General features: G+C 57.2%; 12 protein-coding genes, 4 pseudogenes and 1 other annotated feature. Of the genes and pseudogenes, 9 read left to right on the forward strand and 7 right to left on the reverse strand.

Annotated features, from left to right (window positions below):
* Positions 1–6: 6 nt before the first annotated feature.
* From E9677_RS18180 to E9677_RS18205, 7 genes and pseudogenes are all read left to right on the forward strand, one after another.
* Positions 7–1,401 carry an amidase gene (locus E9677_RS18180; RefSeq protein WP_136559448.1) on the forward strand — a complete coding sequence of 465 codons (1,395 nt, stop codon included), beginning with the start codon at positions 7–9 and terminating at the stop codon, positions 1,399–1,401.
* Between the two features lie 189 nt (positions 1,402–1,590).
* A pseudogene (locus E9677_RS25925) lies at positions 1,591–1,761 on the forward strand (LysR family transcriptional regulator); the annotation flags it as partial.
* Positions 1,762–1,779: 18 nt separating this feature from the next.
* A complete protein-coding gene (locus E9677_RS18185) occupies positions 1,780–2,517 on the forward strand; it encodes a LysR substrate-binding domain-containing protein (RefSeq protein ID WP_235883025.1) in 738 nt (245 codons plus the stop codon).
* A 155-nt stretch (positions 2,518–2,672) separates the two neighbouring features.
* Positions 2,673–3,662, forward strand: a complete 990-nt coding sequence (locus E9677_RS18190; protein WP_168801264.1) for a TRAP transporter substrate-binding protein — start codon at positions 2,673–2,675, stop codon at positions 3,660–3,662.
* A gap of 19 nt (positions 3,663–3,681) precedes the next feature.
* Positions 3,682–4,221, forward strand: coding sequence for a TRAP transporter small permease (locus E9677_RS18195; RefSeq protein WP_168801265.1), 540 nt, complete (start codon positions 3,682–3,684; stop codon positions 4,219–4,221).
* A gap of 10 nt (positions 4,222–4,231) precedes the next feature.
* Positions 4,232–5,515 carry a TRAP transporter large permease gene (locus E9677_RS18200; RefSeq protein WP_136559452.1) on the forward strand — a complete coding sequence of 428 codons (1,284 nt, stop codon included), beginning with the start codon at positions 4,232–4,234 and terminating at the stop codon, positions 5,513–5,515.
* A 27-nt stretch (positions 5,516–5,542) separates the two neighbouring features.
* Complete coding sequence (locus E9677_RS18205) at positions 5,543–6,133, forward strand: GAF domain-containing protein (protein ID WP_136559453.1); 591 nt, start codon at positions 5,543–5,545, stop codon at positions 6,131–6,133.
* 318 nt (positions 6,134–6,451) lie between these two features.
* Here E9677_RS18205 and E9677_RS18210 read toward each other — a convergent pair.
* Positions 6,452–6,568, reverse strand: a pseudogene (locus E9677_RS18210) (helix-turn-helix domain-containing protein); the annotation flags it as partial.
* A gap of 43 nt (positions 6,569–6,611) precedes the next feature.
* Positions 6,612–7,502, reverse strand: a complete 891-nt coding sequence (locus E9677_RS18215) for a LysR family transcriptional regulator (RefSeq protein ID WP_136559455.1) — start codon at positions 7,500–7,502, stop codon at positions 6,612–6,614.
* A gap of 77 nt (positions 7,503–7,579) precedes the next feature.
* Between E9677_RS18215 and E9677_RS18220 the strand changes: the two genes are divergently transcribed.
* A complete protein-coding gene (locus tag E9677_RS18220) occupies positions 7,580–7,918 on the forward strand; it encodes a helix-turn-helix domain-containing protein (protein ID WP_136559456.1) in 339 nt (112 codons plus the stop codon).
* A gap of 230 nt (positions 7,919–8,148) precedes the next feature.
* On the opposite strand, the gene E9677_RS25930 is transcribed toward E9677_RS18220, so the two are convergent.
* On the reverse strand, positions 8,149–8,445 hold the full coding sequence (locus tag E9677_RS25930) for a GNAT family N-acetyltransferase (RefSeq protein WP_136559635.1): 297 nt from the start codon (positions 8,443–8,445) through the stop codon (positions 8,149–8,151).
* Between the two features lie 370 nt (positions 8,446–8,815).
* A pseudogene (locus tag E9677_RS18230) lies at positions 8,816–8,911 on the reverse strand (basic amino acid ABC transporter substrate-binding protein); the annotation flags it as partial.
* Positions 8,912–9,508: 597 nt separating this feature from the next.
* Here E9677_RS18230 and E9677_RS18235 point away from each other — a divergent pair.
* On the forward strand, positions 9,509–10,267 hold the full coding sequence (locus E9677_RS18235; RefSeq protein ID WP_136559457.1) for an isochorismatase family protein: 759 nt from the start codon (positions 9,509–9,511) through the stop codon (positions 10,265–10,267).
* Positions 10,268–10,433: 166 nt separating this feature from the next.
* Here E9677_RS18235 and E9677_RS18240 read toward each other — a convergent pair whose 3' ends face one another.
* From E9677_RS18240 to E9677_RS18250, 3 genes and pseudogenes are all read right to left on the reverse strand, one after another.
* The gene (locus E9677_RS18240; RefSeq protein ID WP_136559458.1) at positions 10,434–10,718 is read right to left on the reverse strand and encodes a hypothetical protein; all 285 of its coding nucleotides are present in this window, start codon (positions 10,716–10,718) and stop codon (positions 10,434–10,436) included.
* A 231-nt stretch (positions 10,719–10,949) separates the two neighbouring features.
* A pseudogene (locus E9677_RS25635) lies at positions 10,950–11,406 on the reverse strand (IS66 family transposase); the annotation flags it as partial.
* A gap of 56 nt (positions 11,407–11,462) precedes the next feature.
* A protein-coding gene (locus E9677_RS18250; protein WP_136559459.1) for an IS3 family transposase occupies positions 11,463–12,691 on the reverse strand; the annotation gives its coding sequence in 2 pieces (ribosomal slippage) (positions 11,463–12,397 and positions 12,397–12,691; 1,230 coding nt in all).
* Positions 12,294–12,410: a sequence feature (AL1L pseudoknot), on the reverse strand. It overlaps the preceding gene by 117 nt.
* Positions 12,692–12,754: the final 63 nt, after the last annotated feature.

Genomic DNA, 12,754 nt, shown 5'->3' on the forward strand with positions numbered 1-12,754 from the left:
TGGACGATGTCGGACTTTAACTACAAGACGCTCGGCGAGCTGAGCAAGGGGCTTTCGCGCAAGGAGTTCTCATCCGTAGAGCTCCTTGACGATGTGATCGCCCGCTACGAACAGTTGGAGCCTCGGCTGAACATGTTCAGCCACTTCGATGAAGAAGGCGCGCGCACCAGCGCAGAGGCGGCCGACCGCAGGATCAGGCGCGGCGAAAAGCTCGGCGAACTGGATGGTATTCCGACCTCGGTCAAAGATCTAATCGCGGTCAAAGACATGCCGCAGCAGTTTGGATCACGCGCAGTCTCTGCCGCTCCCGTGGCGGCCGATGCACCATCGGCGGAGCGGCTTCGCAACGCCGGCGCGGTCATTCTCGGCAAATCGACCACAAGTGAGTTTGGTTGCAAGGCGGTTGGTGACAGCCCCCTCACCGGCGTGACGCGAAACCCCTGGGATGTAGCCAAGACACCCGGAGGGTCCAGCTGCGGCGCAGCCGCCATGGTCGCCGCTGGCCTGGTGCCTTATTCGATCGGCACGGATGGTGGCGGTTCGATCAGAATACCGGCTGCCTTGTGCGGCCTGTTTGGCATCAAGGCACAGTTCGGCAGGGTTCCGGTCTTTCCGACATCGGCCACGCCGACGCTTGCGCATGTGGGGCCATTGGCGCGTACTGTCGAAGACGCGGCAGCCGTCCTCAATGTGATTGCCGGATACGATCGCCGCGATCCCGCAACTCTGAACGGCCCACTGCCGGATTTCATCGGCGCGGGACGGGGATTTCGGCGAATGCGGATCGCCTGGAGCCCGACGCTTGGTTACGGCCGGGTCGATCCGGAGGTTCGTGACATCACCGCCCGTGCGGTGGAGAAGATTGCAGAATTGGGATTGGACGTCGAATTGGTCGAGAACATCATGGATGATCCGATCGATCTGTGGACGGCAGAGTTTTATGCAGGCGTCGGCACGAAACTGCGACAGGTGGTGCAAGATGAACCCGACCTCCTTGATCCCGCCGTGCTTGGCGTTTTGAAGCTTGCCCTCGCCCAAGGGATGGAACCCTATTACCAGAAGGTCTTTGACCGTTACGCCTTTCGCGAGAAGATGAGACAGTTCTTCGAGCGATATGATCTGCTTTTGACCCCTACGCTGCCGGTTGTCGCCTTCGATACCGGCCTCGATGTCCCGCCTGGCTTTGATGACAAAAGCATCGTCTCCTGGGCGACGTTCACCTATCCCTTCAACCTTACGGGACAACCGGCGGCATCAATCCCTGTCGGCTTTACCGAGGCTGGCTTGCCTGTCGGTCTTCAGGTGGTGGCGTCCAGCCACGACGAAGCGTCCATCCTGTCGCTGGCCTCAGCCTTTCAGCGCGTGAACACGCAAGTGACGGAGAGGCGTCCGCCTTTGTGACGAACGACCTAATCGCGCAGCTGAATAAACCGCGTTGGCTAGCGCATCCGATGTCGTGAAGGGGGTGACCCAGCCGCTGTGCCAGAGGTCGAAAGACGGCCGACCAGAATTGCGTGAGCAAGTTAGACGTTAGGTGGGCGGCTCGACAGGTTGAGATGTCCAGGACGGCTTCAACGAAAGCAGAGCGTCATGGAAATTCGGCATCTACGGACATTCGTGTGCATCGCCCGGAACGGAAGTTTTTCTCGAGCTGCGGAAGTCTTGCACGTTGCACAGCCAGCGCTCAGCCAGCAGATCCGTCAACTCGAGGAGGAAGTCGGGGCGCCGTTATTTCTTCGCCATGCGCGTGGCGTGCGGCTGTCTCGTGTCGGGGCGCACATGCTTGTTGGTGCTGAGGACATTCTCGCGCGCCTTACTGTTCTCAAACAGTCGATGCAGGCTGAAACAGCCATCATATCGGGCGAAGTGCGGCTCGGCTTGCCGACGACCGTCGTCAAACTGCTTGGTCGCTCGATCAAGACCCGCACGGAGGCAGCCTATCCAGGCATCAAGCTGCAACTGATCGAAGCCATGAGCGGCTATCTCTGCGACTGGCTCGGCAAGGGAGAGCTTGATCTTGCGATGCTCTATGATGCTTCGTTCTATTCGGCCTTTCCAAGCAGCATGGTGGTTCGCCCCATCCTGCAGGAGACCTTCCGCTTGATCCTGCCTCCGGCCCTGTCTGTCGGCCCACCACCTCTGACGCTCAGCGACCTGAGGGACATGCATTTTGTCTTCCCAAGGCGGCTACATGCCATTCGTGCACTGATCGATGAGTTTTTGGCAGCAGCGGATGTCGACCTGAAGGTTACCGCCGATGTGGACTCGCTTGCGACGTTGGTCGAGATGGTTCGAGAGGGGCACGCAACGATCCTGCCAGGCGTCGCAATCGCGGCCGAGCTCGAGAGCGGTGTTCTGCATGCGCGCGATCTTGAGCCAGCGCCGTCTAGACAACTCAATCTGGTCTGGACGGAGCAGCAATCCAATCCGAATGCGACGGCTGCGGTCGTCGAAGTTGTCATCGACACCGTTCGCGACATGGTGGCCTCAGGGCGCTGGGCGGCGACCGCACTCTGACCAGCCGGAAGCTGCGCGCTATAAGCAAGCGCTATAGCTCGCATGCCGAATGCGTCTTTGTTCTCGCGCTGCCGATCGGAAACAATCCCTGCATTGGCACATCAAGATGCCGCGCGAAAACGCGATTGGGAACATTTGAAATGAGAGGAAAAACTATGAAAAAGACTGGAAAGACGACGCTTGGCTTCCTGTGCGCGAGCCTGCTTACTTTTTCGTCCGCAAGCGCAGAGACAGTCCTTCGCTACGCTGGCACGCTGCCGGTCACACATCATCTATCCGAAGCGCAAAAGACCTTCGCCGCCCTCGTTGCCGAAAAGACGAATGGCGAGCTCAAGATCGAAGTCTATCCGGCCGGGCAGCTTTACAAGGCGCATGATATTCCAACGGCCGTCGTGACGGGTGCTGTCGACATCGGCTTCAACTTGACCAATGTCTGGACGCGCGACGCGGTGTCCGACATCAACGACATTCCGTTTCTGTATCGCGACGCCAATCATGCAGAACAGGCCTGGGCTCCAGACGGACAGTTGTTCGATCTCTATACAAAGACCCTGGCCGCACGCCAGATGAAACCGCTGGGTGTCATGTTCTTCGGCTCGCTGTTTGATATTTCGAACAACGACAAGCCACTGGTCAAGCCAGAAGATTTCGCCGGCATGAAAATCCGTGCCTATGGCGCATTGTCGTCAGAAGCCGTGCGCGCGCTGGGTGGATCCCCGACGACGATGGATCCTGGCGAGATGTATCTCGGGCTCCAGAACGGGACCATCGACGGTGCGATCACCGGCCTGACGTCAATCGACACGCGCAAATTATGGGAGGCCGGGAGCCATGCGACCATCGCCCAGGCAGCATTCGGCGTCTTCGCGGTCAACATGAACCTCGCTAAGTTCAACGGTCTTACCGAAAATCAGCAAACTGCCCTGATGGAATCAGCGCGCGAGGTGTTTCAGACAACGGCAGATGAATCTGCCCGACAGGATGAACAGAGCCTCGCCTTCCTGCAGGAAAACATCCAGGTCGTCGTTCTCGATGACGAGCAGAAGGCCGCATGGGCAAAGATCCTCGCACCAGTCGTGGAAGGCTGGCAGAGCCGCGCATCGGACGACGAGGCGGCTGTCATTGAGTGGATCCGGGGTCTCTGATCCGGACGGGAGAAGCACAATGACTCTAAGGCAACTTGGTATGCTCGTGGACCGGATGATCGCATTCCTGTCCATGACGGGAGCGGTGGCGGCAGCCGCCGCCCTCGCCATCATAGCCGTTTCCGTGATGATCGAGGTGATTGCACGTTCGGTCTTCAATTCGCCGACACTTTGGGCAGTCGAGATCTCTACTTACGCCATCATCGCCGCCGGTTTTCTGGGGTCAGCCTTCGTCCTCCGGCGCGGGCGACATCTTGAGATCAATCTCCTGACATCGCGTCTGCCACATTCGATGCAGACATGGATGGGCGTCATTACCGATGCATGTGGTGCGGCATTCTGCTTTGTCGTCTGTCTGAGTGGCATGCGGTTCGTCGAACTCTCCCAGATCATGGGAGCCGTGTCCGTCAGCGAACTGCGGGTTCCACTTTGGATACCGCAGCTCACCATTCCCATCGGATTCGCTCTGCTCGGCTTGGAATTCCTGTCGCGGATCATGGTGCGCTTGGGCGTCGTTGCGCGTCGCGAACTTGCCGACGCCGCCAGCTCTCACGCCTGAGGTTCAAGTCATGATCATATTGGCCATCATCATTGCGCTCCTGCTCGTTTTGGCGAGTGGAATTCCGGTCGCCATCGGCCTTGGCATTGTCGGGCTGGGCGCTGCCTGGCTCATGGACGGCTCTTCGGCATTCATGACCATGCCGCAGACCATCTACGCATCGACCAATTCGTTCCTTCTGACTGCAGTGCCACTCTTTATCCTGATGAGCGAGATCCTCAGGCGTGCCGGAGTCACAGAAATTCTCTTCGATACAGTGACCAAATGGCTTGGCCATCTGCCAGGGGGGCTGGGAGTGTCTGCGGTCGTGACAAGCGCCATCGGCGCCAGCATTACGGGCTCTTCGGTTGCCAATGCCGCCTCGATGGCCATCGTCGCTGCTCCACCGATGATCGAGCGTGGCTATGATCGCAAGTTCACCTATGGTCTCATCGCGGCGTCCGGCACGCTCGGCATTCTCATTCCGCCGTCCATCCCGATGTTGCTCTTTGCAGCGATCACGGATGAATCGGTTGGCAAGCTTTTTGCCGCAGGAATGATCCCCGGCATACTTCTAGCGCTGATCCTGTGCGGTTATGTGGTTATTAGTGCCCTCACGGGTCGAAGCGGGGCTGCATTGCCGAAGGCATCCTGGTCTGAGCGCCTCGCCCAGACCCGTAAGGCGGGCTTTGCACTCGTCTTGCCCCCCATCGTTATCGGCGGGATTTACTTTGGCTTCTTCACCGCAACGGAGGCTGCCGGTGTAGGTGTGCTTTATGCACTCATCATCAGCCTTCTGATCTATCGTACGCTGCGTATTGCGGATCTGCTCGGCATCCTCATCGACAGCCTGCAGGCGACTTGCATGATTTTGCTGCTGATCGCCGGATCCATGATCCTCGGTCACGTCGTCACAACGCTCCAGGTCAGCCAGGATCTCATGGTGCTGATACAGGCCTATGACCTGCCCGCCTGGGGGTTCATTCTCGCCATGATGGCCATGCTGTTCATACTCGGCTGTATCCTGGAGGTCATCTCCGTCATCTACATCGTCGTTCCGATCCTTTATCCTGTGTTGATCACGCTCGGTATTGACCCGATTTGGTTCGCCGTACTCTTCATTGTCAACATGGAGATCGCGCTGATCACACCACCGGTCGGCATGGTGCTCTACGTCATCACCGGCATCGTTCAACGGCCCGTCAGCGAGGTGATTGCAGGAGTGCTCCCGTTTGTAGGCCTGCTCTTCATCTTCCTGTTTCTGCTGATCCTGGTGCCATCGCTGACGATGACGCTTCCCACAATTATCAACTGATCCATCTGATCAAATCGGAGTCCATACATGCGTGATCTTGCATCATTCTATCAGCGCGCCACCGAAACACTGGCAACCGTCGCATCTGAAGGCTCGAAGGCGGCTGGCCCGGAAGAAGCGCTCACCATAGTCACGGCGGCGGCTCATACGATCCTTGGAGACCATCTGCGGGCTGCTGAGACAGCCAATTTGAAGGATGGTGAACTCGATCAATATGCCTGTGGCATGTTCTTCATCCTGCCGGGCGGCAATAAGCAGGTGCTGCTTGCTCCTCAGAATTATGGACCAGAACAGAACCACATGGTCATAGGCACCGACATAGGCCACCCGGGTTGGGTTGTTGCTAACCGCAAGCCTCTGATCTTGAAGAACACTGACGACCATGTTTCCTTCGTCAAGATCCTGAAGACATTCCGCGGCGGTTCGGTCGTCTATGCGCCAATAGAGTGGAACGGTGAGTTTCTCGGACAGATCATCTGCGCGGGCCAGGCCCGCAACGTGATGGACGACCCGGATCTCGAAGTCCTGGTCGCGCTCGCCAATCTGGCTGCAGCGCTATGGGTTGCACACCAAGGGCCGACCAAGCTCAGTTCGATCTATGAAACGCAAGTGCCATAAACTTAACTGTAACCAGGGAGCACCGGCTGAGTCCGTCGGTCATGATCGGGCGATTTTCACCCACAGGCTCATAGCCGCTGCGCGCAGTTCGCGACGATGTCTGGGGGATGTCGTGGTCGGGGACGTGGAACGGGTTGGCAATATCCGGCCCACCCCGGTTTGCCCAAGCGGCGTCGAAGCCTTTTCAGTCGAAGGGGCTGACGTATACTGAGATTCGGAGGTATCCCAGCCGAGCAATCAATTTCGGGTTATTGGCCAAAAGCCATGAAGTAAAGCTCTTCAAACGTCCTGGACACAGCCCACGCCGCGTAAGAAGTGTCATACTATCCCCCTGCCCGTCATCTCGCGAAGACCGAGCTCCTGCACAATCCGCCGGGCTCCTTGGGGCGTTACCTCGAGCGTCTTCGCAACCATGCCGGCGGAGATCAGCGGCCGCATGAAAGCACGGCAGTGAGCTCTGTAGGAAACACCGCCACCCTTATCTGCCCGGTCGCCCCAATGTCTTGGCGATGTCGATGATGTCATCGCGAGCCGCCGTCGGATCATCCTTGCTCCAGGCAACACCCAGCCCGATCTTAAGATCGATGCCGGTCACCTTCTTCAATACGACGTCCCTGCCCGGCAGCTCCCCCGTCCATTCCGGAGCGAAGCCAACGCCAAGACCTGAGGATACGAGCGAGATCAGCGAGAAAGTGTCGTCACAGGTATAGGCGACATTGTCATTTAGCCCGTGCTCCGCGAAGGTCTCGGAGAAATAGCGCTCCGTATAGGAGAGGTTCTGCCGCTTGAAGGCGATGATCTTCTCACCGCGCAGATCCTCGATCGTCACCTCTTGTCTCGATGCAAGCGGATTTCCGATCGGCACCGCCAGCAGGTAACGCTCATGGGCAATCGAGAAGAACCGCAGCGACCCGATGTTCTCGACGGGACGGATGAAGCCAAGATTGAGCTTCCCACATTCCAACTGCCGGATGATATCCGACGTCGAGCCATTCGACACATGCAGGCGAATGTCGGGAAACTTCCGGCCGATCCGGGCCAGAAACGCCGGCAGCACACCTGTGGTTGCCGGATAGATCGTCCCAATCCTGATCTCCCGCATAGTCCGCCCCCCTGCTGCGCGCGCCATCTCGGCTGACAGATCCAGCTCCCCCAGCATTCGCACACAGCGATCATAAAACACCTCCCCTGCCCGCGTCAGTTCGACCTTGCGCGTCGAGCGCGTCAAGAGCTGTACACCAAGCCCCTTCTCCAGCGCCTGAACTTGCGTGCTCAATGCCGGCTGAGCGATGTTCACCCGCATGGCCGCACGACCGAAGTGCAGCTCCTCGGCCACGGCGACGAAGTAGGAGAGTTGGCGGAGTTCCATGACCACAACATTTTGTTCTGATTGGCACCGCCGTATCGTACATGGACCCGTTTGGTTTGTCATGAACAAAATGTGGTATGGAACCTTTCGCCACGAATCTAAAACGCCGCGCCGAGCAACTTGGTATATCGAACGCCGAGGTGGCTCGTCGTGCTGGCCTCAGCGATCGTCGCTATGGCAACTATGTCAGCGGGCGACGAGAGCCTGACCTTTCGACTTTGGTCCGCATCGCCGCAGTGCTGGCGATTACGGTTGACGAATTAGTGGGTTCGACTTCCAGCAAAGAGGTCAGAACATCGGAGGAGATATTTCAAGAACGGATCGCGTCTGCGCTCCAGGCTCTCCGCGCCGATGACCTTCAGCGTCTCGCGGTTATGATCGAGGCGTTAGCTTCAACTCCTCCATCGGGCGCCTGAGGAATTATCGCTGACGGATCGGTGCTGGGTGCAACCCCGCCGGTTTCCAAGATAGTTAGAACACTCGCACAACCTTGAACATCACCGAACTTCGCCTCCGTTTTTTGGCCTAAGCCTTTCATCCGCAAGCCTACTGGAGCATTTCGCGCCGTAAGCAGAATTATGGAACTTTTTGTTTTGAACCAACTTGGTCGATTCTACTGAGAATGCAAACTGCTTCGCAAATAACCCTACTCAAGCGAATTGTGCGGACAGAACCTTCGGCTTCTTGCTCGCCCGGTGTACGAGTTGCGGTTTTCGAACAGCCGGATGAGCGCCTCTCCAAACAGCGCGTGTCCAACCGCAGGTTCGTGAATCGCCCGTAGATTCCGATAGAAGTCCTGAGCAGGCTTATTCCATGATTTGGAAAGCTCGCCAACGAAGGCCAATCCAGGGGAAGCCGCCTCGACCGCCACTGCACGCAAGAGCATGCGCCCGAGGCCGCGTCCTTGAGAATCCAGAGCCACAAACTGAGCTGCGACATACAGGCCGCGGGCGGGCGCAGCCTGCTCATACTATAGCATGATCAACGCGTATCCTTGCACAACACCGTTGATTCCGCTCAAAACATACTAATTAGCTCGGTTGAGGCCGAAGCCATCAGCTCGGATCTTATTCGCACCGAGCTTGCATTCATCTCTTGGTGTGCGGCCAACTGGGCAGAGACACGAGAAATGACTTCCGCATCTTCCAACCAAGCTTCGCGCGCCTGCACATACAATCATGTCCATGTTCCGCTCTGTGGGTTCTACTCGTCGATATATATCCATATACACCGTTCAAGCCGGTCACCCTTCTGGTCGCCCTAAGGCAAGGTTTCGAATGCCAACCGCCTTCAGGTCGCGGGACGAAGCCGGCTTATTCGCTCAAGCTGTAGTCGAGGAACCACTTCTTGTTCAGCGCGTCGATCGTGCCATCCACCTTGAGCGCAGTGATGGCGACATTGATGATCGCACCGGACCTGCGCAAAGGGGCGATGCCGAGTAGGTTAACGCTTGCGGGTTCAGCCGAAGGCTACAATCGGGTGTCTTCGACACGGAACAATTCTTTACACCGCTTTACTCGCGCCTATTCGATTTCATTGCCATTTTAATCCGGTCAGAAGCTATTTGGCAATGTAATAGGTAAACGTCACTTCCACTGGGTGCAGAACTGCCGGCGCACGTATTGAGAAGCCAGGGGTAGTGTAATGGGATACTGTGCCGACGCCCCGAAATAGAGATCAAGGACCGATAGCTGTAGAGCCCGAGGTCCACGCTTAAAAGTGGCTGCACCGATTTGCTGCTCGAGCTTACCAGATTCTATCAAGAAAAGTGACACCGAAGACAAGATGATCGCAGCTCTACAAGTGGGCGCTTTGGTAAGGGCCACTTGCCTAATGTTGCTTCTATCCAGACGACGCTCTGTTGTCTCGTCATGCGCCCCACTTAAGAGGTGATCTGGTCACGATCGCGCGGGTACTGCCTGTCAACCATCCTGCTGCGCCAACCAGCGATGTGTAGCAGCGCCAAGACTAGCTGGGAACTAAACAACACTCTTGGAGAACAAATCATGCATCTTTTCCGAAACATTTCGATCGTGATCCTTGCTGGCCTACTTTCGTTTGGGATCAATGCGAACAAGGTCACAGCGCAAGAATCTCAGCTGCCAAAGTCAAGTGTTCTTCCGACTGGCGGCGGTCAGGCGCTTCTAGATCCGAATGACACTGTCATCCTTCTGCTGGATCACCAAACAGGTCTATTCCAGACGGTCAAGGATATCGACATTGCCGAGCTACGGAGGAACGTCACGATGCTTGCCAAACTCGCGGCATTGCTAGACATTCCAGTGATAACAACAGCGTCCGAACCTAACGGCCCCAACGGTCCGCTTATGCCTGAAATTCACGAGCTTGCCCCACATGCGAAATATGTCGGGCGCAAAGGTGAGGTTAACGCGTGGGACAATGCAGACTTCGTCGAAACGGTCCGGGCGACGGGTCGCAAGACACTGATAATGGCAGGCGTATGGACAAGCGTCTGCGTGATGTTTCCCGCCCTTGATGCTAGAGCGGCCGGCTTCCAAGTATACGCGGTCATTGACGCGTCTGGAGATCCCAGCGAGTTAATTTCGAGGACAACCCTGGCCAGGTTCGTTCAGGGTGGCGTTGTCCCAACGACGACCAACGCTGTTCTATCGGAAGTTCATCGCACATGGGCTCGTCCCGAAGCTGCCCAATTGGCCGAACTTTATGGCCTGGTGGCTCCGAACTATGCCGCGGTAATGGAAAGTTACCAGAAAGCCCAGGAAGTTGTCCAAAGCGGGAAATGACAGTCTTGGCGGCCTTGCGCCATGGCAAGGTCGCCGCCCCTGCACTCCCGCGAACTCTGGCAAATCACGTGTGATTTGACGCACCCAGTAGCCCCTTCCCCTCCATGCTTGAGTGCTGCAGCGAAAAAGGCTGATTCGCGTAAGCATCCGTTGATTACTGCAGGGCTCAATCGCTGATCCCTGTGGGTGTGGTGAGGCGGAAGCTATCGAGCGGCGCACGAATTTCACTCATGCAGTCGCTATCGGAGTCCCGAATACAACGGTCGTCCACAGGACCGCATTGTGGAATCGTAGCTATACCTAAAGGGTATGCTCGCAGCACATGAGACACGCTGAAGTTACTCATGAAGACTTCAAATGATAATTCGGCTGCGCAAAAACTTTGCCAAAGCAGCAGCATTGAAGCTGGCTGATACGCAGTCATTGTTGCCTGCAAGCGGTCGGTGCGCATCAGACAAAATACCGCACAACTAATAAGAGAGCCGAAATCGAGATGCTCTACAGATGGCTTGCATCACCCCGGGTACAAGTTCCGACAGAGCGCGCAACAATTGTGATCAGCAAACCACCATAGTACGCAGAACCGCAAATTTTTTACTCAATTGCATTTAGTATCCCGCTGAGACAGCCACACGACTCGCGCGACTCCTAAGGGCATCTTATCCGGTTCTTGAGCCCTGTTAGGCACCTTCCGGTTCCACGACAGCAGTCGGTTCCAGCCTCCCGATCGCCTTGTCGGCACCGTTGGCGAGAACGTCGGCGAGCCAGGCCGTGGGTCGATGTCGGCCATCATGGTCAGCGTCGCCATAGAGGCGGCACCTTCAGCACGCGATCCGCTTTGGCAAAGAGCCACGACTTTTTTCAGGGTGGAAAGACTCTGTGCGCTCGTTCCGCGGCATTCTTCGTAAGACATATCCGGCCATCGTCGAGGGATGACGTAAAGCCATCCCAGCGCTTGAACATGTGGTCGATTGCCTCGACGACGGGAGAACTGCGCGACAATTTGCCCGCTCGGTCCGCTGCAAGCAGTGCAGTCCTTCGACGATTGGCTGGCTGTCTTGGCGGCGGCGCTCAGGGCGCTGCTCGGGCCTAAGACCGATAACCTCCCGTTCTATGTCACGCAGGGCATCGAACCTTTTGGGCTACAATCGGCCGGTGAACCGCACCGGGTTCGCCGGAGGCCGTCTGGTTTAAGTTATGCGGCCATGGCTGGCTCGTCCAGCACGGTGTAGTATCGCTCCTCAGCTTCGGCTGGCGGAATGTTACCAATGGGCTCCAGAAGACGACGGTGGTTGAACCAGTTGACCCTTTCGAGTGTGGCAAATTCAACATCTTCGAAGTTTCGCCAAGGTCCACGCCGATGGATGACCTCGGCCTTGTAAAGACCGTTGATTGTTTCGGCGAGAGCATTGTCATAGCTGTCGCCGACACTCCCGACAGAAGGCTCGATACCTGCCTCCGACAATCGCTCGGAATAGCGAATGGACACGTATTGAACTCCCCTGTCCGAATGATGCACGAGACCGCCGCCATGAACGGGCCGCCGATCATGAAGCGCCTGTTCAAGAGCATCGAGAACGAAAGTCGCATGCGCCGTCCGGCTGACGCGCCAGCCAACGATATGCCGGGCGAATGCATCGATGACGAAAGCGACGTAGACGAAGCCTTGCCAGGTGGCCACGTAGGTGAAATCCGAAACCCAAAGCCTGTTCGGCGCGGGAGCCCTTAACTGGCGATTCACGCGGTCGAGCGGGCTAGGTGCGGATCTATCCGGGAACGTGGTTTTGATCGCCTTGCCACGGATGATCCCCTGAAGCCCCATGGCCTTCATAAGCCTGGCAACGGTGCAGCGGGCAATGTCGAAACCTTCCCTCTGCAATTGCCGCCAGACCTTGCGCACGCCATAAACACGGAAGTTCTCGTCGAAAACACGGCGTATCTCAACCTTCAGAGCGACATCACGGCTGGCGCGGATCGATAGCCGATCCCCGTCCAGGCGCTTGGCGATGTTCTCGTAGTATGTGGACGGGGCAATCGGCAGTAACCTGCAGATCGGCTCGACCCCGAACACTGCTCGGTATTCGTCGATGAAGGAAATCATCGCTTCAATGGGCGGTCGAGCTCCGCCATCGCGAAATATTCAGACGCCTTGCGCAATATCTCATTGGCCTGACGAAGCTCGCGGTTCTCCCGTTCAAGAGCCTTCATCTTCTCGGCCACATCGCTCGGCAGCCCCGCTCGCTTGCCGCTATCGACCTCGGTCTTCTTGACCCATTCATGCAGCGTCGCAGGTGAGCAGCCGATTTTGGCAGCGATAGAAGAAACCGCCGCCCATCGGGATGGATGTTCTGCTTCGTGGTCCACAACCATGCGGATAGCCCGCTGATGCACTTCAGGTGAAAATTTGTTCGTTGTCTTGCTCATATCGGCTCCACTCTCTCAGAAGTTGGAGCCTCCGACAAACGCGGTGCGGTTCACGGTGCATGC

Source organism: Peteryoungia rhizophila (assembly GCF_004912145.1).
In the GTDB taxonomy this organism is placed as follows: Bacteria; Pseudomonadota; Alphaproteobacteria; order Rhizobiales; family Rhizobiaceae; genus Allorhizobium; species Allorhizobium rhizophilum.